Here is an 18,395-nt window from a genome sequence, read left to right on the forward strand (position 1 = left end):
TGGCAACTGACAACCAATCACTCCTCACCAGCAACCAGCAGGCTATTCGCCGTTGCCGTGGCGGGGCTGCATGAGCTTGGCAATGAGGCCGGTCCAGCCGGTTTGGTGGCTGGCGCCGAGGCCCGCGCCGGTGTCGCCGTGGAAGTACTCGTGGAAGAGCAGGTGGTCGCGGAAGTGAGGGTCGTTCTGGAGCTGGGCGTTGGAGCCCAAGGCCGGGCGCCGACCGTTGGCGTCGCGCAGAAACAGGGCCGTGAGTCGCTCGGTGAGCGAGCGGGAGATTTCCAGCAGCGTGGCGTACTGCCCCGAGCCGGTGGGGTATTCCACCTTGAAATCGGGGCCGTAGTAGTGGTAAAAGCGCTGCAACGACTCCACAATCAGAAAGTTCATGGGCATCCAGACGGGTCCGCGCCAGTTGCTGTTGCCCCCGAACAGGGACGTGGTCGATTCGGCCGGCTCGTACTGCACCACCGCGTTTACGCCATCGGCGGTGCTGAACACGAACGGATGCTCCCGGTGATAGCGCGACAGGGCCCGCACGCCGTGCTCCGACAAGAACTCGGCTTCGTCGAGCATGCGGCGCAGCAGCAGCTTCATGCGGTGGCCGCGCAGCAGGCTCAGCAGGTGGCTCTGCCCCTTGCCCGGCTCCTGCCAGCGGCTGACCAGGGCGGCCAGCTCGGGACGGTTGTCGAGAAACCAGTTGAGGCGGTACACAAACTGGGGCACGTCCTGGAGGGTGGCCGTGTCGAGCACTTCCACGGCGAAGAGCGGAATCAGGCCTACCATGGACCGGATGCGCAGCGGGAAGCGGCCGTGCTCGGGCGTGTTCAGCACATCGTAGTAGAAGCCGTCCTCGTCGTCCCACATGTCGATGCGCTGGTCGCCCATGTTGCCCATGGCCTGGGCGATGTAGAGGAAATGCTCGAAGAACTTGCTGGCCAGGTCCTGGTACACCGGATTGGTGCGGGCCAGCTCCAGGGCCATGCGCATCATGTTCAGGGCGAACATGGCCATCCAGGCCGTGCCGTCGGCCTGCTCCATGTGGCCGCCGGTGGGCAGCGGGGCAGAGCGGTCGAACACGCCGATGTTGTCGAGGCCCAGGAAGCCGCCTTCGAACACGTTGTGGTTGTTGCGGTCCTTGCGGTTCACCCACCAGGTGAAGTTGAGCAGCAGCCGGTGAAATACGCTTTCCAGAAAGGCCGTGTCGCCGAGGCCGCCGCGCTGCTTCTGGTCCATCTTATACACCCGCCAGGTGGCGTAGGCATGTACCGGCGGGTTTACGTCGTCGAACTTCCACTCGTAGGCCGGCAGCTGGCCGTTGGGGTGCATGTACCAGTCGCGGCAGAGCAGGCGGAGCTGATTCTTGGCGAAATCGGCGTCCACCATGGCCAGCGGCAGGCAGTGGAAAGCCAGGTCCCAGGCCGCGTACCAGGGGTATTCCCACTTGTCGGGCATCGAGATGATGTCGGCGTTGTTGAGGTGGGGCCAGCTATGGTTGCGCCCCGACTGCCGGCTGGCGGGCGGGGCGGGCAGGGCCGGGTCGCCGCGCAGCCATTGGGCCACATCGTAGTAGTAGAACTGCTTGCTCCAGAGCATGCCGGCCAGGGCCTGGCGCTGCACGAGGCGGGCGTCGGGGTTTTCGAGGCCCGCCTGCAGGTCCTGGTAGTAGGCGTCGGCTTCGCGCTGGCGCAGTTCCCGCAGCCCGTCAAACTCCCCGAACGGGTCAGTCAGGCCCGGCGCGGCCAGCCGCAGGCGCACCGTGCGGCTCTCCCCGGCCGGAATGCGGAGTTGGTAGTGCACGGCCACCTTGGTGCCCACCTGGGCCGGGTTTACGGCCGCCGTCTGGCCGTGGAGCAGGTAGTTGTTGATGCCGTCCTTGCAGTAGGGCGAGGCGTTGGGGGCCTCAAACAGAGCGGCGGCGTTGGTTTCGTTGTCACAGAAGAGCAGGTCGGCGGGCTGGCCAGCGGGCTGGTCGTAGTAGAGCTGAAAGTCGGGCAGACTGCCGTGGTCGATGGCCACGGCCGCGCCCTCGGCCGGGCGTAGGGTGGGGCGGTAGCTCTCGTGCCCCCAGGCCCAGGTGTTGCGGAACCAGAGTTGGGGCAGCACGTGCAGGGGCGCTTCCTGGGGGCCGCGGTTGTGTACCGTGAGCTGGAGCAGCAGGTCGTCGGGGCCGGCTTTGGCGTACTCGATGAAAATATCGAAGTAGCGGTTCTCCTTGAAAATGCAGGTGTCGGCCAGCTCGAACTCGGGCTTTTCGCGGCCCCGGCGGGCATTTTCCTGCACCAGCCAGTCGTAGGGAAAGGCGTGCTGTGGATACTTGTAGAGCATCCGCATGTAGCTGTGGGTGGGCGTGTTGTCGAGGTAATAGTACAGCTCCTTCACGTCCTCGCCGTGGTTGCCCTCGGGCCCCGCGAGGCCGAAAAGCCGCTCCTTCAGAATCGGGTCCTGCCCGTTCCAGAAGGCCGGGGCCAGGCACAGCAGTTGCTTCTCGTCGCAGACGCCCCCGAAGCCCTCCTCCCCCCAGCGGTAGGCGTAGCTGCGGGCCATGTCGTGGGTAGTGTAGCGCCAGGGCTGCCCGTCGGCCGAGTAATCCTCGCGCACCGTGCCCCACTGCCGGTCCGACACGTAGGGCCCGAACCGGTGCCAGGCCGCCTTCTCCTCCCGCAATTCCTGCTGCCGCTGCTGCTCCTGGTTCATTGGTTGGGGTCTTGGGGACTGGGGGTCTTGGATGAGGTTCTGATTTGTTCAACGTCGCGCCCCCGCCCCCTATCTATAAAGAAGTGGGTCGCCGGACAGGAATTCGGCGTCAAAGAGGTAGCACACGTTAACTCCGGGGCCAAGAGGTTAGGGGCTGGGGGGCTGGGATAATTGAGCAGGCATAACACCAGGCTATGAATCAAGCCCGAACGTCATCCCAGACCCTAAGCCCCCAAGACCCTACTCAACCATTATCCGCAAAACCGGGATACAGGGTCATGCCGCCATCGGCGAAGATGCTGGTGCCGGTGACGTAGTCGGCTTCATCAGAGGCGAGCCAGACAGCTACTTTACCGATGTCGGCGGGCTGGCCGATGCGGCCGTAGGGAATGAGCGTGAGCAGGTCGCGCTCCTCCTCGGGCGTGTCGCGGGCGGTAAGGTTGATGGGCGTGGCAATGGCGCCGGGCGCGATACTGTTGATGCGGATTTTATGGGGCGCCAGTTCCTGAGCCATACTTTTCATCAACAGCATAATGCCGCCCTTGCTGGTGGCGTAGTTCACGTGGCCGGCCCATGGAATGACTTCGTGCACCGAGCTCATGCAGATGATTTTGCCCAGGGCCGCCGAAATTTCGGGCTCGGGGCCGCGGCGCAGAAACTCGCGGGCCGCCTCGCGGGCGCACAGGAACTGGCCGGTCAGGTTCACGTCCATCACCTTCTGCCACTGCTCCAGGGTCATATCCACGAACTTGGCATCGACCTGAATGCCGGAGTTGTTGACCAGAATGTGCAGGGTGCCGAACTGCTCCCGGATGTGGTCGAACATGCGCAGCACGTCCGCCTCCTTGCTCACATCGGCCTTGAAATCAATGGCCTTACCGCCGGCTTCCGTAATTTCCTTCACCACGGAAGCCGCCTCGTCGGCGCTATGGGCGTAGTTTACGATGACGGTAGCACCTTCGGCCGCCATGGCCCGGGCCACGCCCGCCCCAATGCCGGAGCTGCCGCCCGTGACGAGGGCAATTTGATTCTGGAGTCGGTGCGAAGATGCGGGAGTAGCCATGCGGAAAGTGGTATAGGGTTCCCTTAGCTAGACTCCCCTTTTTGCGCTTTGGTTACATGAACTTTCAATGAAGCCCTGACTATCAACGAGTAAGCAAACAAAATAGCCCGAATTATTTCCTCTTCCCTTTCCGGCCTCCTGTTTCCTGCCCCGCATCCGACAGCCATTTTACCTTCGGCGCGCCACCAACTGCGGTGGGTTGCGTATGGGTCAGGACCATTGTTTTGTGAGCTGTATGTGGATTGTTTTTTCGTTGCTGGCCGCCCTGTCGGCCGCCATTGTCGTGACGCTTTCTAAAGTAGGCGTCAAGAATATTGAATCGAGTCTGGCCTTCGCCATCCAATCGGTCCTGATTGTGAGCGTGGCCTGGGGCGTGGTGGCCTGGCAGGGTCATCTGGGCCAGGTTCAGCAGATCGACCGGCGCACCTGGCTGTTCCTCATTGCCGCCGGCGTTATCACCTGCCTTTCGTCGCTGTTCTCTTTCCAGGCCCTCAAGCTGGGTCAGGCCTCCCGCACCGCCTCCTTCGACAAAATTTCCCTGGTTTTCGCCATCGTGCTGGCCGTATTCTTTCTCAAGGAGAAAGTCACCTGGCAGCTGGTAGCCGGCGCCGTCCTGATGGCCGGCGGCGCCATTCTCATCGCCTTCTCAGGCGCGGAAGAGTGACGTGGTGAATGCGTGAATGCGTGAATGAGTGAGTGAAGCGGAACGTCATCCTGAGCGGAGCGAAGGACCCTATCAGGCCGAAACGATAATCGTTTTTACGACTCGTTTTTAACGTGATATGATCCTTCGCTCCGCTCAGGATGACGTTCCGCTTCACTCATTCATTCACGCATTCACGCATTCACCACGTCACTCCACCGTGAGCACGATTTTGCCGTTGGCGTGGCCGGTTTCGCTGTAGCGGTGGGCGGCGGCGGTTTCCGATAAGGGGAAGGTTTTATCGATGATAATGCGCACGGTGCCGGCCTGCAGCCAGGCCGAAATCAGGGCCAGGTCGGTGCCGCGCTCCTTGGCCAGGAACACGTGGGCCGATTTAGTAGAGAAGGCCGCCGCCAGCTTGTCGGTGAGCACCGTAGCGGGGTCGGGGGTGGTGGTCACGTAGCGGCCGTTGCGGCGCAGAGCCTGCTGGCTGGCCACGAAGGTGCTCTTGCCCACGGCGTCGAAAATCACGTCGTACTGGCTCAGGTTCAGCACGTAGTCGTGCTCTTGGTGGTTGATGACGTGGTCGGCGCCCAGGCTGCGAACCAGGTCCATGTTTTCGGGGCCGCAGGTGCCCGTTACTTCGCCCGCGCCCAGGGCCTTGGCAATCTGGACGGCAAAAGAGCCCACGCCGCCCGAAGCGCCGTTAATCAGCACCCGGTCGCCGGAGAGCAGCTGACCGTGGTGGTGCAGGGCCTGCAGGGCCGTGAGGGCAGCCAGCGGCACGGCGCCCGCCTGTTCGAAGCTCAGGTTGTCGGGAATGAAGGCGGCCACGGGCTCGGCCAGCAGGGCATATTCGGCGTTGGCCCCGCCGGTGCCGTCGTTGGGCATGCCGTACACCCGGTCGCCCACCTTGAAGCGGGTGACGTTGCTGCCCACGGCGGCTACTTCGCCGGCCACGTCGCGGCCCGGAATTTTCGGAAACTTCTGGCCCGTCATGATTTTCAGGTCGCCCTGGCGCACTTTCCAGTCGATGGGATTTACGCTGCTGGCCCGCACGCGCACCAGAATCTGGTGGGGCTTGGGGGTGGGGGTGGGCTGTTCGCCGTAGCGCAGTACATCGGCCGGGCCGTATTCTTCAAAATAAATGGCGTTCATCAGTTTATTTGTTAGGGGAGAGTCAATGCTGATTCCTTACGCAAAGCACCGGGTCGGGCGTTGTAAAAAAGCTTCACTTCTCCTCTTCCAGCACAAAAAAAACCGCCATTCTCAAAGAGAATGACGGTTTTACACATCGATAGCGCACTCCCCTCAGACTACGCCCGATGATATTCCATATCGGTTTGGGCCGCGAGCCGGAACTGCGGCAGCCGGCGACTTACAACGGAAGGGCGGCACCGGCAGACAGCCGCTGGACCATTCTGACAGCAATGGTACGCCGGCCGGGTTAAGCTCCCATTAAAAGGAAGTGAAAAGGTCATTAAAATTCCGGGGCCGGCTCAGGCCGCCGGCAGTTCCAGCGTCACGGCCGTGCCCTGGCCCAGCTGGCTTACGATCCGGATACTGCCCCCGTGCAGCTCCATAATCTTGGCCGTGAGCGGCAGCCCGATGCCGTGGCCGGGCACGGTGCGCACGGCCTCGGAGCGGAAAAAGGGCACGAATACCTGCTGGCGGTCGGCCTCCGTCATGCCCAGCCCCTGGTCCTGAATAGTGAGGCGCACGTGCTGGCGGCCGGCCGCCAGCGTGGCCAGCACCGGAACGGTAGTACCGACCGAGAATTTGCAGGCATTCTCCAGAATATTGAGAAACGCCGACAGCAGCAGCGCCTCGTTGCCCAGTACCTCGAACGGAACGGGACGGCGCGCGGCAGGCGTTTCCGTGAAATCCAGGTCGATGCGGCAGGTGGGGTGGCGGCGGTGCACTTCCTCGTGGGCCTGCAGCAGCAGCTCATCGAGGCGCAGCAGGGTGCGCGGTACCTGCGACGGGTCGTCGGAAGCGCGGGCAATCTGGAGCAGGCCGTTGGTGAGGTCCTTGAGCAGGCGGGCCGCATCGAGGGTGCCCTGCAGTACCCGGCGGTATTCCTGAGGGCTACGCTCCTGCTGAAGCAGGGCCACTTCCAGCTGCCCGATAATGGCGGCCAGGGGCGTGCGCAGCTCGTGGGAGGCGTCGCGCACAAAGGTGCGCTGGCCGGCAAACGCCGTTTCGAGGCGGTTGAGCAGGCTGTTGAAGCGCTGGGCCAGCAACGACACCTCATCGAGGCCTTCGGTCTGGCTCAGGCGGCGGTGCAGGTCGGAGGCCGTGATGCTGTCTACCTCCTTCACGATGCGCTGCATGGGCTTGAGGGCCTGGCCGGCAAAAAACCACCCCCCGATGCCCACCAGCACAAAGGAGCCCAGCAGTCCGAAGGTCAGTACCGTGAGCAGGTCGTTGAGCTTGAGCCGGCTGTCCGAATCCACCGACGAAGCCACCACCACGAAGTCGCCCCGGGCCGCGTCGCGGTAGAGCAGGCTCACGGTCTGCCGGAAACCGTCTTCGAGCAGCACGTCCTGGCCGGTGCTGCGTACTTTCTCCAGCAACGCCCCTGGCACCACCTCGCGGCCGCTCCGCCCCTCCTTGAACACCACCCGGTTGCGGGCGTCAAACACGCGGACTTCCTCCTCGGGCAGGGTGCGGTAAAACTGCCGCAGGTAGCGCCGGTACGTTGTGCGGCTGGCTTCATCCTCGCGGCGGGTGCCGTCGAGGTAAACGTGGGCCACAATCCGGGCCCGGGCAAAGAGGCTGTCGGTAAATGCCTCCCGCCGCGAGTGGTAGGTAAAGAAGTATATCACGGCCGAAAACAGCAGCAGCGTCAGCACCAGAATAACGGCGAACTGCAGCGCGAGCCGGGTACGAATAGACATGTAGCAAATGGGGTGGAATGTGGAAAATGTGACGAATGTGAGCAGTGCGGTGCCGTCAGAATGCAGGGAGCGGCCTAGGCCCGTTTTCACCCAGGCCCTGCCCGACATTTCGCACACTCCACCACATTATCTCACATTTTACACACTACGAAGCTACTCTTCCTTCATCACGTAGCCCATGCCCACGAGGGTGTGAATGAGCTTGGGCGTGAAGTCTTTGTCGAGCTTTTTGCGCAGGAAGTTGATGTACACGTCGATGACGTTGGAGCCGGTATCGAAGCTGGTTTCCCAGACGTGCTCCAGGATATCGACCCGCGACACGACGCGGTTCTGGTTGCGTAGCAGGTATTCGAGCAGGGCAAATTCGCGGGCCGTGAGCTGAACGGACTGGCCAGCCCGCTGCACCACTTTGCGCACGGGGTCGAGGGTGAGGTCGGCCAGGCGCAGCACGTTGTCGGCCGAGGGAGCTTCGTGGCGGCGGCGGGTGAGGGCGCGGATGCGGGCCAGCAGCTCCTGAAACGCGAAAGGCTTCACCAGATAGTCGTCGGCGCCGGCGTCGAGGCCCCGGATTTTGTCGTCGGTTTCGCCCAGGGCCGTGAGCATGAGAATGGGCACGCTCGCGTCGTGGGCGCGTACCTGCCGGCAGACCTCCAGCCCGCTCAGGCCGGGCAGCAGGGTATCGAGAATGATCAGGTCGTAGGTGGTTTGCCGGGCCCGGCGCAGGCCCAGCAAGCCATCGGTGGCCAGATCCACGCTGTGGTGTTGCTCCGTGAGGCCCTGGTGCAGAAAGGCGGCCACGTTGGGTTCGTCTTCGACGAGCAGAATTTTCATAGGAAAAGATTGGTGCGGATTCGGGCCGGCAAGGTAGTGCCCGCGTCGCAATGGGTGGCTGCCGGCCCCGGCTGGGGCAGAACCCGACTCCCAACGCAACAGACCATACAATGCAAAAAAATATACGAATAATTTAAATATAACTTGACATTACCGATTCCATCCAATACGTTTATGGAAATATTCTATAGCCTTGCCTTCGTCCCGAAACATGGCTTACGGTCATTTTCTGCGCCTTTCCCCTCTTCGCCCTTCTCCTGCTCCTCTATGGTTCTGCCTCGCCGCCTTCGCATTCTGCTGTTGCTGTTGCCCTTGCTGACCGGACTGGGTGGCTGCGTTTCGCAGCAGAAACTGCCGTACTTACAGGGGCGCGACTACAATACCCGCACGCCGGTAGCGGTGGAAAACGCCCGCCAGCAGTACCGCATCCAGCCCGGCGACGTGCTCAGCATCCGGGTCCAGAGCGTGCAGCCCCAGCTCAACGAGATTTTCAATACCGTCGATACGCGGGCCGTGTTTAATGGCGACCCGGGCAACCTTTATCTGACGGGTTACTCCGTGGATGAGGCCGGCACCATCAACCTGCCCACGGTGGGGGTAGTGAAGGTGCAGGGCCTGCTGGTAGAAGAGGCCCAGCGGACCTTGCAGCAGCAGGTAAACAAGTTCGTCCGCGACGCGAATGTGCTCGTCAAGCTGCTTTCGTTCAAGGTCACGGTGCTGGGCGAAGTCCGCGCGCCGGGCCGCTATTTCGTCTACAACGCCCAGTGTACCGTGCTCGAGGGCCTGGGCCTGGCCGGCGACCTGACCGAGTTCGGCAACCGCCAGAACGTGAAGCTCATCCGCCAGTCGTCCAAGGGCTCGGAAGTCGTGCTGCTCGACCTCACCGATCCGGCCCTGCTGGCCTCGCCCTACTTCTACCTGCTGCCCAACGACGCCCTGTACGTGGAGCCGCTGTCGGCGCGCAATGCCCGCGGCAACGCCAACAACCTCGGGCTGGTTTTCGCCGGCATCTCGTCCCTGGTTCTCATTCTCAGCTATCTGAAAGTATTCTAGCCGTTGGTTTTTAGTTGTCGGTTGCTGATTGTCAGTTGTCAGGACCGCTCTCCGCTGACCATGCATAGCAACTGACAACCAGCAACTGACAACTAATCCTTCTCTCATGGAACCACGCTCCTCCTCTTCCGCCGACGAACTCGACCTGCACGAGTTGTTTTTCCGGCTCCGGCAGCGCTGGCCGCTGTTTCTGGTGAGCCTGCTGCTGGCGGGAGCGGCGGCGTTTCTGTACCTGCGCGTGAAACAGCCCGTGTACGCCTTCCGCGCCACGCTGCTGCTCGGCGACCAGGGCACGGGCTCCAAACAGGCCCAGGAGTTGCTCAAGATTCTGGAAGTAAAGGAGAAGGGCACCAAGATGGAGGACGAAATCGGGCTGCTGACTTCGGCCGACATGGTGCGCCAGGCCCTGGACCGGCTCCCCTACGCGGTGGCCTACTACGCCGCCCCCAAAACCTGGCTCAACGCTTACAAAGACGTCCAGGTGCAGGAGCGGCCCCAGGGTTCTGTGCCCTTTCGTCTGCTGCCCGACCCCAACGCGCCTCAGCTTACGGGCGTGCGCATTTACGTGGAGTCCCGGCCCGACGGGCGGTTCCGGGTCCGGGCCGAGGCCGACAAAGGCCAGCTATACAGCCTGCCCACCGGCGAGCTGATCCGGGACGTACGCGACCCGCATATCGATAAGCTGGTGCGCGCCGGCGATACGCTGCGCACGCCCCTGCTCACAGCCGTGCTGCTGACCGAGCCCGGCTACCCCACCGACGACGACCAGCCGGAGCGCTACTTCGTGACCCTGCACGACGCGGCCAGCCTCACCGGCGAATACCAGCAGCACCTAGCCGTGCGCCCCATCGACCGCGAATCGCGCATCGTGGAGCTGACCAGCAAGGGCGGCGTGCCCCAGAAGGAAATTCAGTTTCTGGACACGCTCATGCACGTGTACGTGCAGAACGACCTGCTTGCCAAAAACCAGACCGGCCAAAAAACGGTAGCCTTTCTCGACAAGGAAATCGGCCACCTTTCTGACTCCCTGCGCCGGTCCACGGCGGCGCTCAGCACCTTCCGGGCCGCCCGGGGCGTGGTGGACGTGGGGGCGCAATCGGCCAGCGGCATTCAGCAGCAGGGCGAGCTGCAGATGCAGCGGGCCCGCATCAGCACCAACCGCAAGTATTACCAGAACATGCTCGCCTACCTCCGCTCCCACCAGGGCGTGGGTCAGCTGGCCGCCCCCACCAGCGTGGGCATCGAGGACCCGGTGGTGAATAACCTGATTCTGCAGCTCACCGACCTCAACAGCCAGCGGGCCGTGCTGGGCATGAACGCCAGCCAGGAAAACCCGATGGTCACCATCCTCGACGAGCGGATCCGCGTCGCCAAGGAAAGCCTGACCCAGACGCTGGCCAACATGACCCGGGCCGCCGACATTGCCCTGCGTGATCTGGACGGGCAACTCAGCCAGGTACAGGGCGACATGAGCCGCATGCCCGAAAACCAGCGGCAGCTGGCCACCCTGCAAAGCAAGTCTGACTTCAACGACAAAAACTACCAGTTTCTGATTGAAAAGCGCGCCGAAGCGGCCATTGCCCTGGCCACCAACGCCACCGACAAGAAGGTGGTAGACGTGGCCGCCCTGAACGGCGACGGCCCGACGGCCCCCAAAAAGGGCTTCGTGGTGCTGATGGCCCTGCTGGCCGGCCTGCTGATTCCGACCGGCATCACCCTGCTGCTGGACAAGGCCAACCGCCGCATTCAGAGCAAGGAGGACCTCTCGCGCATCACCACCATCCCGATTCTGGGCGTGGTGGCCCACGGCACCAAGCAGGACAAGGAAAACATGCTCCGCGACCCCAAGGGGCCCATTGCCGAGTCGTTCCGCTCCATCCGCGTGAACCTGCAGTATCTCTCGGCCGGCCTCGATAAGAAGGTGGTGGGCGTTACGTCCTCGGTGCCGGGCGAGGGCAAGAGCTTCTGCGCCGTGAACCTGGCCGCCGAAATTGCCCTGAGTGGCCGCCGGGTGCTGCTGCTCGAGTGCGACCTGCGCCGCCCCACCGTGGCCAGCTACTTCGGCCTCGAAGGGGCCTGCACCGAGCACGGCCTGAGCACCTACCTGATGGGCCTGAGCACCTTCGACGACTGCCGCCACGACGCGGGCGTGCGCAACCTCGACGTGATCTGCTGCGGCCCGATTCCGCCCAACCCCACCGAGCTGCTCGAAGGCCCCCGCATGGCGGAGCTCATGGCCCACCTGCGCCAGCACTACGACTACGTGCTGATAGACACGCCGCCCACGGGCTACGTGGCCGAGTTCTTCATGCTGCTCCACCACCTCGACGCCAACATCTACGTGGTGCGCCAGAACTACACCGACAAGGGCCTGATCAGCCAGATCAACGAGCTGCACCAGGAGAAGAAGATCAAGCAGATCTACATGATCATCAACGACATGCACTTCACCAAAACCTACGAGTACCGCTACAAGGAAAAAGCCTACACCTACGGGTATTAGTGGGAAATGAGTGCCCCGGGGAATGGGTGAAGTAGTGAGGGAAGCACGTCATTCCGAGCGCAGCGCAGCGGAGCCGAGGAATCTCGCGTGCAGTGGTAATCCTTGCCGTTGGGCGGAATAAGGTGCTGACGTTGAATTAGCTGGCGCAACATCAGCACGCGAGATTCCTCGGCTCCGCTCGGAATGACGTTCTGTTTGCCTCACTCACTCATTCACCACGTCACTCATTCACTCATTTCCCGAGCCACTCATTTCCTACTCCGCTCCTTCTCTCTCCCGCTGCATTTCGCACCTTTTCTCTCGGATGGCTTCATGGCATCTTCTGCTCCCAACCTGACTTCTGCGGCCGTTCACGGCGTGAAATGGACTACGGCCGCTACCGTTATCACGGCGGTGCTCCAGATTGGCTACACGGCCACCATGGCCCGGCTGCTGAGTCCGGCCGCGTTTGGCCTGGTGGCGCTGGCGGGCGTGATTCTGCGCTTCGGCTCCTACTTCGCCCAGATGGGCATGGAGCAGGCCATCATCCAGAAACCCGACCTCACCCGGGCCGATATCCGGGCCGCGTTTACGTCTTCACTGGGCCTGGGGGCCTTATTTGCGGGCCTGCTGGTGCTGGGCGCGCCCCTGGCCGCCGACCTGGTACGTCAGCCCGAGGTGGTGCCGGTGGTGCGGGTGCTGGCCGGGGGTATCTTCCTGACCGGCCTCAATGCCACGGCCCTGAGCCTGCTGCGCCGCCGCATGCAGTTCCGCACCCTGGCCGTTGTGGAGGTGGTCAGCTACGTGGTCAGCTACGGAGCCCTGGGCATCGGGCTGGCCCTGCGGGGTTACGGCGTCTGGAGCCTAGTGGCGGCCGCCCTGGGCCAGAATCTGCTGCTGACCTTGCTCAGCTACGCGGCCGAGCGCCACGACCTGCGCCTGCTCTTCGACTGGGCCACTTACCGGCCCCTGGTGGCCTACGGCGGCCGCATGTCGGCCATCAGCTTTCTGGAATTCGTGACCGGCTCCCTCGATACGCTGCTCATCGGGCGGCTGCTGGGGGCGGCGGCCCTGGGCATCTACAGCCGGGGCTGGATGCTCATCGGCCTGCCGGTGTACCTGCTGACTACCAGCGTGTCGAAGGTGGTGTTTCCCTCCTTCAGCCAGGTGCAGGCCGACCGCCCCCGCCTACGCACGGTGTACCTGGGCAGCATCACCCTGATTGCTGCCCTCGTGATTCCGATCTGCGCCGGCGCGGCCGTGGCGGCCCCCGAAATTGTGCGCGTGATGCTGGGCCCCGACTGGACGGCAGCCACGCCCATTCTGCGGGTGGTGTGCGCGGCCTTCGCCCTGAGCATGGTTACGATGTTTGCCGGTGTCGTCTGCGACGCCACGGCCACGCTCACGCCCAAGCTCTGGCTCAACCTGCTGTACGTGGTGCTGCTGCCGGGCCTGTTCTACGGCCTGAGCCGCTACGGCCTGCCGGGCGTGGCCGCCGCCGTGGTGCTGGGCGAGGTGGTGCGCACCATGCTTTACCTGCTGCTCATGCGCCGGGTGCTGGCCGTAACGGTGGCCCAGGTGCTGGGGTCTTACGGGCCCGGTTTGCTGATCGGGGGGGGGGTGGCCGCCGGCATTGCGGGCCTGCGCCTGCTGCTGCCGCCCGGCACGCTGCCGGCCGTGGTGCTGCTGGGAGCCGAAATGCTGACCGGCGCCCTGCTGGCGCTGGCGGTGGCCGGAGGGGCGCCGCCAGCGCGCCTGCGCCAGGTGCTGCGCCGCCTGCTGGGCCGCCTCCACGAAGCCGACGCCCCGGCCGGCCGCCTCAGCCAGCTGCTGGCGGCGTACTCGGCCCGCCTGGCCCGCCTTGATGGCGAACCGGCTCCCGTACCGACACCCGTTTCCACGCCGCTCCGCCGCCCCCATCCCGCCCTGCTGTCCGACCCCGAAACCGAACTCGTGTAGCTATGCGCCTTCTTTACGACCATCAGGCCTTTTCGCTCCAGGATTTCGGGGGCGTTTCGCGCTACCACCACGAGCTGCTCTGCCACGCCAGCTGGCAGTCGGAGCTGGCCGTGGTGCTGAGCAACAACCTGTACCTGCGCGAGGGCCGGTACCGCCCCCGCACTTTCCTGCCCGATTCGCGCCTGCCGGCCCGCTGGCGCGTGATTCGGTATGTCAACGAGCGGGCCTCGCGCCGGGCCCTGCGCCGCAACGCCTTCGACGTGTTCCACCCCACCCTGCTCGACGACGACTACTTTCTGCCCTTGCTGGCCCCCGAGCGGCCTCTGGTGGTTACGATTCACGATATGATTCCGGCCCTGTTTCCGGCCCACTACCCCGACCGCGACGACACGACGTTGCGCAACATTCTGCAGCGGGCCAGCCGCATCATCACCGTTTCGGAGCACACCCGGGCCGATGTACTGCGCCTGCTGCCGGTGGCTCCCGAGCGGGTGCGGGTGGTCTACCACGGCTACACCGAGCCCGCCGGCGCCCCGGCCGCCGCGCTGCCCGTGCCCGCGCGGTACGTGCTGTTCACCGGCAGCCGGGCCCTCTACAAGAACTTCGGCTGCCTGCTCGAAGCCCTGGCCCTGCTGCCCGCGGCCGAAACGGCGGACCTGCACCTGGTCTGCGCCGGGGGCGGACCGTTTACCGGGGCGGAGCGGGAGCAGCTGGCGCGGACCGGCTGGGCGAACCGAGCTCACCAGTTCGGGCCGGTTTCCGACGCCCAGCTCTCCGCCCTCTACCGCGGGGCGCGGGCCTTTGTGTTTCCGTCGGAGTACGAGGGGTTCGGGCTGCCCATTCTGGAGGCCTACGGGCAGCAGTGCCCGGTGCTGCTGAGCGCGGCGTCCTGCTTCCCCGAAATTGCCCGCGACGCGGCCCTGTACTTCCCCCCCGATCAGCCCGCCGCCCTGGCCCAGCAGCTCAGCCGTTTGCTTGAGGATGCGCCCCTGCGCCGCCAGCTGGTGCAGCTGGGCCAGCTCCGCCTGCTCGATTTCACCTGGCAGCACACCGCCCGCCGCACCCGCGCCGTGTACGAGGAGGCCCTGCAGGAAGCCCGCCCGGGTGCGGCGGCCACCCTTTCTTCCACCCCGCTGCCTGCTCTGAAGCTATGAAAATCAGCCTGCGTTTCCGTCATGCGCTGCCCCTGCTGCTGCTGCTGTTCACCGACCGGGCCTTCAACGAATTCCTGTTCGCGGATGAGGAAGACCCCGTGCTGGGGCTCTATAACTACGCCCTGCTGGGGCTGGCGCTGCTGCTCATTGCCGGGTATTTCCGCTACCTGAACGCCCCGCTGCGGCGCTGGCTGCTGGTGCTGGGCGTGGCCCTCGGGGCGCTGGCGCTGGAGTCGTATAACGGCTGGGGCTCGCCCATGGTCTACCCCCACGTGTTTGCCAAGCTTACCATTCTGCTGCCTGCTTTCGGTTTGTTCGCTTACTACCGCCGCCATGAGCTGCCGGCGGGCCTGCTGATGGCGCTGGTGCTGGCCGGGCTGCTGCTCAACCTGGCCCTGTACCATCCCGATGCGCTCAGCCTGTCGGCCTTTCTGGAGAATGAGCGCGGTTTCCAGGTGACGTCGGCCCTACTGCTGCTCTTCGTGGGGCTCTACTATTTCAACCAGTACCTGCGCTGGGGCGGGCTGGTGCGCCTGGGCGTGTTCTTCCTGATTATGGGGCTCATCGTGTTCCTGCAGCACCGCACCGTGTGGCTGGCCGCCGGCCTGGCCCTGGTGCTGAACGGCCTGCTCATTGCCTTCGGGCGGGTGGAGGGGGTGCGGTTCACGGCCCCGCGCCTGGTGCCCATGCTGCTGCTGCCGCTGGTGGTGGGCGGCCTGGGCGGGGTGGCCACCGTCCTCGATAACCCCCAGGTGCTGCGGCGGCTGGAGGAAAGTGTGGGCGACATCCAGAATGCCGACAAGCAGGGCACCGGCAGCTGGCGCCTGCACCAGCTGGAAGCGTACCAGCCCTTTGTGGAGGAAAATCCGCTGCTGGGCCTGCGCCTGGCGGGGTTCGAGCTGCCGATTCAGTTTTACGGCGAAGACGACCAGCCCCTCTGGCAGGACCGCACCGGCCACCACTTCCACAGCTTCTACCTCGACCGGCTCTTCTACTTTGGTATACTGGGCCTGCTGCTGGTGGTGGCCGTGCCCATTGGTCAGCTCATCCGGCGGGTCCGCCAGCCGGTGCCCCTGAGCCCCACGGCCGCGGCCCTGGTCTGCTTCACCGGCTGCACCCTGCTCTACGGCTTTTCCTACGACTGGCCGCCCTTCCTCTACGCCGTACTCGGCCTCACCCTGGCCCAGGCCGCCCCCCTGCCCTACGCGGCGGTGGCCGGCTACCGGGCGGCGCGGGCCGCCGGCCCGCTACCCGCGGCCGCGCCGCCACCTGAGCCCAGCTCCATGCCTGCTTCCTATGCCGCACTCTCCTGACTCTGCCCCCTCCCTGCGCACGGCCGTGCTGCTGCTCATCTTCAACCGCCCCGATACCACCCGGCGCGTGTTCGAGGCCGTGCGCCAAGCCCGGCCGCCCCGTCTTTACGTGGCCGCCGACGGCCCCCGCACCGCCCACCCCACCGACACCGCCCGCTGCGCCGAGGCCCGCGCCATCGTGGCCGCCGTGGACTGGCCCTGCCAGGTATTTACGCTGTTCCGCACCACCAACCTGAACTGCGGCGTGGGCCCGGCCTCGGCCATCGACTGGTTTTTCCGCCAGGAGGAAGAGGGCATCATTCTGGAAGATGACTGCGTGCCCCACCCCACCTTTTTCCGCTTCTGCGAGGAGCTGCTGACCCGCTACCGCCACGACACGCGCGTCATGCACATCGGGGGCAACAACTTCAGCCGCGAAGCCCGCCGCCCCCAGCCCGCCGGCACCGACTCCTACTACTTCTCCCACCAGGTGAACAGCTGGGGCTGGGCCACCTGGCGCCGGGCCTGGCAGCACTTCGACTTCCTGCTCACCCACTTTGAGCGCCTGCGCAACGAGGGCCGGCTCGGAGGGCTTTACAGCTCCCGGCTCGAAAACCGCTACCGTCTGGGCAAGATTGCGGGCGTACTGGCGCTGCCGAGTCCGCCCCACGTGTGGGACTACCAGTGGCACTTTGCCATTGCGGCCCATTCGGGGTTGTGCGTGGTGCCGGCCGTGAACCTGGTGGGCAACATCGGGTTCGGGGAGGAAGGCACCCACACGCTGGACGCCCACGACGAATTTGCCGACGTGCCCACCCGGGAGCTGGCGTTTCCGTTGCACCACCCCGATTTCGTACTCGCGGACCGCCGCCGCGACCGGCAACGGTTCCGCGAGTTTCTGCTGGGCCGGCTGGTTGCCAAAGTCCGCCGTTCCCTGCGCCGCTCTCCTGCTCCTGCTTCTGTTCCGCTCCCGCTCCCGGCTTCCGGGCCGGCGGCGGCCGCCGCTCACGCTCATACCCAAGTCGCATGAACGTTCTACTCTCCGCTTACGCCTGCAATCCGGCCCACGGCGGCGAAGACGGGTTTGGTTTCAACTGGACCTGGCAGACCGCCCGTCACGGCCACCGCGTGTGGTGCATTACCAACCCCGACGGCCGCGCCGGCATCGAGCCTTTCCTGGCCGAGCACGGTCGGGAGCTGGCCCCCGGTCAGCTGCAATTCCTTTACGTGAAGGTCCCGGGCTGGGTGCAGTTTCTGCACCGCTGGCAGTTCGGCGTATACCTGCACTACCTGGTGTGGCAGTACCTGGCCTGGAAGAAGGCCCGGGAACTGAGCCGCACCGTGAATTTCGACTACGTGCACCACGCCACCTACGGCAGCCTGCAGATGGGCTCCTGGATGTGGCGCCTGGGCAAACCTCTCGTGTTCGGGCCCGTGGGTGGGGCGCAACGGGCCCCGGCGGCCTTCCGGCGCTACATTCCCAACTGGTTTTCGTCGGAAACCATGCGCAACGTGGTGGGCTGGCTGCTGATGACCTTCGACCCCAACGTGCGCCAGACCCTGCGCCACGCCACCACCGTACTGGCTACCAACTCCGAAACGGCCGGGCTGGCCCGTCGGCTCGGTGCCCAACGCGTGGATTTGTTCCTGGATTCGGGCCTGCCCAAGACGTTTTTCCCGGCCACTTTTCCGGAACGCAAGGCCGCCCCGGAGCTGCGCCTGCTCTGGCTGGGCCGCCTGTTTCCGCGCAAGGGCCTGCTGCTGGCGCTCGATGCCCTGCGCCAGGTGAACCCGGCCGTTCCGTTCCACCTGACCATCATCGGCGACGGCCCCCAGGGCGCGGAACTGCCCGGCTGGCTCGCCGCGCACGGCCTGACCGGGCGCGTAACCTGGCGCGGGGCCGTGGCCTGGAGCGAGGTGCGGGCCGCCTTTCTGAGCCACGATGCCTTCCTGTTCGGCAGCCTGCGCGACTCCTTCGCCTCCCAGTTTCTGGAGGCCATGGCCACCGGCCTGCCCATTATTACCCTCGACCACCAGGGCGCCCACGATTTTATTCCGGCTGCGGCCGGCATCAAGGTGCCCGTGACCACGCCCGAGGCCACCGCCGCGGCCCTGGCCCGGGCCGTGGAGTACGCCTACCACCACCCCACCGAGCTGCGGAATATGGGTCGCGCCGGCTACGAATTCGCCCTCACCCAAACCTGGCAGGCCCGCACCGGCCGCCTGCTGGCTCTGATTACGCCGCTCTTGCCCCGCCAAGCCGGGTGGGAAGCACTGGAAGAGGATTTCGCCGAGGCTCTCCCGCACCTGGCCCGCACCTGATG

The 18,395-nt window shown here is 64.9% G+C and carries 13 protein-coding genes; 8 read left to right on the plus strand and 5 right to left on the minus strand.

Annotated elements, in window-relative coordinates; genetic code table 11:
* Positions 1 to 42: 42 nt before the first annotated feature.
* Positions 43 to 2,694: an MGH1-like glycoside hydrolase domain-containing protein gene (locus KLP40_RS10380; protein ID WP_215593711.1), complete on the minus strand. Its 2,652-nt coding sequence runs from the start codon at positions 2,692 to 2,694 to the stop codon at positions 43 to 45.
* A 244-nt stretch (positions 2,695 to 2,938) separates the two neighbouring features.
* The gene (locus tag KLP40_RS10385) at positions 2,939 to 3,757 is read right to left on the minus strand and encodes an SDR family oxidoreductase (RefSeq protein ID WP_215593712.1); all 819 of its coding nucleotides are present in this window, start codon (positions 3,755 to 3,757) and stop codon (positions 2,939 to 2,941) included.
* A 235-nt stretch (positions 3,758 to 3,992) separates the two neighbouring features.
* On the opposite strand from KLP40_RS10385, the gene KLP40_RS10390 reads away from it, so the two are divergent.
* Positions 3,993 to 4,421 (plus strand): EamA family transporter, encoded by a 429-nt coding sequence (locus tag KLP40_RS10390; protein ID WP_215593713.1) that lies wholly within the window; start codon positions 3,993 to 3,995, stop codon positions 4,419 to 4,421.
* A 189-nt stretch (positions 4,422 to 4,610) separates the two neighbouring features.
* On the opposite strand, the gene KLP40_RS10395 is transcribed toward KLP40_RS10390, so the two are convergent.
* From KLP40_RS10395 to KLP40_RS10405, 3 genes are all read right to left on the minus strand, one after another.
* Positions 4,611 to 5,558, minus strand: coding sequence for an NAD(P)-dependent alcohol dehydrogenase (locus tag KLP40_RS10395; protein ID WP_215593714.1), 948 nt, complete (start codon positions 5,556 to 5,558; stop codon positions 4,611 to 4,613).
* A gap of 341 nt (positions 5,559 to 5,899) precedes the next feature.
* Entirely contained in the window at positions 5,900 to 7,300 is a 1,401-nt protein-coding gene (locus KLP40_RS10400) for a HAMP domain-containing sensor histidine kinase (protein WP_215593715.1), read from the minus strand.
* A 153-nt stretch (positions 7,301 to 7,453) separates the two neighbouring features.
* Positions 7,454 to 8,131 carry a response regulator transcription factor gene (locus KLP40_RS10405; protein ID WP_215593716.1) on the minus strand — a complete coding sequence of 226 codons (678 nt, stop codon included), beginning with the start codon at positions 8,129 to 8,131 and terminating at the stop codon, positions 7,454 to 7,456.
* Positions 8,132 to 8,398: 267 nt separating this feature from the next.
* Between KLP40_RS10405 and KLP40_RS10410 the strand changes: the two genes are divergently transcribed.
* From KLP40_RS10410 to KLP40_RS10440, 7 genes are all read left to right on the plus strand, one after another.
* Complete coding sequence (locus KLP40_RS10410) at positions 8,399 to 9,184, plus strand: polysaccharide biosynthesis/export family protein (RefSeq protein WP_215593717.1); 786 nt, start codon at positions 8,399 to 8,401, stop codon at positions 9,182 to 9,184.
* A gap of 106 nt (positions 9,185 to 9,290) precedes the next feature.
* Positions 9,291 to 11,687, plus strand: a complete 2,397-nt coding sequence (locus KLP40_RS10415) for a GumC family protein (protein WP_215593718.1) — start codon at positions 9,291 to 9,293, stop codon at positions 11,685 to 11,687.
* 312 nt (positions 11,688 to 11,999) lie between these two features.
* Positions 12,000 to 13,625: a lipopolysaccharide biosynthesis protein gene (locus tag KLP40_RS10420; RefSeq protein ID WP_215593719.1), complete on the plus strand. Its 1,626-nt coding sequence runs from the start codon at positions 12,000 to 12,002 to the stop codon at positions 13,623 to 13,625.
* 2 nt (positions 13,626 to 13,627) lie between these two features.
* Complete coding sequence (locus tag KLP40_RS10425) at positions 13,628 to 14,779, plus strand: glycosyltransferase family 4 protein (protein WP_215593720.1); 1,152 nt, start codon at positions 13,628 to 13,630, stop codon at positions 14,777 to 14,779.
* Positions 14,776 to 16,092 (plus strand): O-antigen ligase family protein, encoded by a 1,317-nt coding sequence (locus tag KLP40_RS10430; protein ID WP_215593721.1) that lies wholly within the window; start codon positions 14,776 to 14,778, stop codon positions 16,090 to 16,092. The genes KLP40_RS10425 and KLP40_RS10430 overlap by 4 nt, the downstream gene beginning before the upstream one ends.
* Positions 16,076 to 17,101: a nucleotide-diphospho-sugar transferase gene (locus KLP40_RS10435; RefSeq protein WP_215593722.1), complete on the plus strand. Its 1,026-nt coding sequence runs from the start codon at positions 16,076 to 16,078 to the stop codon at positions 17,099 to 17,101. Before KLP40_RS10430 ends, KLP40_RS10435 begins: the two co-directional genes overlap by 17 nt.
* Entirely contained in the window at positions 17,098 to 18,393 is a 1,296-nt protein-coding gene (locus KLP40_RS10440; protein ID WP_215593723.1) for a glycosyltransferase family 4 protein, read from the plus strand. Before KLP40_RS10435 ends, KLP40_RS10440 begins: the two co-directional genes overlap by 4 nt.
* Positions 18,394 to 18,395: the final 2 nt, after the last annotated feature.

The sequence above is a fragment of the Hymenobacter piscis genome (genome assembly GCF_018760735.1).
GTDB lineage: Bacteria > Bacteroidota > Bacteroidia > Cytophagales > Hymenobacteraceae > Hymenobacter > Hymenobacter piscis.

Excerpts from the sequence above, each read along its gene's own strand:
- KLP40_RS10380 (WP_215593711.1), bottom strand. The coding sequence starts at position 2,694 with ATGAACCAGGAGCAGCAGCGGCAGCAGGAATTGCGGGAGGAGAAGGCG.
- KLP40_RS10385 (WP_215593712.1), bottom strand. The coding sequence starts at position 3,757 with ATGGCTACTCCCGCATCTTCGCACCGACTCCAGAATCAAATTGCCCTC.
- KLP40_RS10390 (WP_215593713.1), top strand. The coding sequence starts at position 3,993 with ATGTGGATTGTTTTTTCGTTGCTGGCCGCCCTGTCGGCCGCCATTGTC.
- KLP40_RS10395 (WP_215593714.1), bottom strand. The coding sequence starts at position 5,558 with ATGAACGCCATTTATTTTGAAGAATACGGCCCGGCCGATGTACTGCGC.
- KLP40_RS10400 (WP_215593715.1), bottom strand. The coding sequence starts at position 7,300 with ATGTCTATTCGTACCCGGCTCGCGCTGCAGTTCGCCGTTATTCTGGTG.
- KLP40_RS10405 (WP_215593716.1), bottom strand. The coding sequence starts at position 8,131 with ATGAAAATTCTGCTCGTCGAAGACGAACCCAACGTGGCCGCCTTTCTG.
- KLP40_RS10410 (WP_215593717.1), top strand. The coding sequence starts at position 8,399 with ATGGTTCTGCCTCGCCGCCTTCGCATTCTGCTGTTGCTGTTGCCCTTG.
- KLP40_RS10415 (WP_215593718.1), top strand. The coding sequence starts at position 9,291 with ATGGAACCACGCTCCTCCTCTTCCGCCGACGAACTCGACCTGCACGAG.
- KLP40_RS10420 (WP_215593719.1), top strand. The coding sequence starts at position 12,000 with ATGGCATCTTCTGCTCCCAACCTGACTTCTGCGGCCGTTCACGGCGTG.
- KLP40_RS10425 (WP_215593720.1), top strand. The coding sequence starts at position 13,628 with ATGCGCCTTCTTTACGACCATCAGGCCTTTTCGCTCCAGGATTTCGGG.
- KLP40_RS10430 (WP_215593721.1), top strand. The coding sequence starts at position 14,776 with ATGAAAATCAGCCTGCGTTTCCGTCATGCGCTGCCCCTGCTGCTGCTG.
- KLP40_RS10435 (WP_215593722.1), top strand. The coding sequence starts at position 16,076 with ATGCCGCACTCTCCTGACTCTGCCCCCTCCCTGCGCACGGCCGTGCTG.
- KLP40_RS10440 (WP_215593723.1), top strand. The coding sequence starts at position 17,098 with ATGAACGTTCTACTCTCCGCTTACGCCTGCAATCCGGCCCACGGCGGC.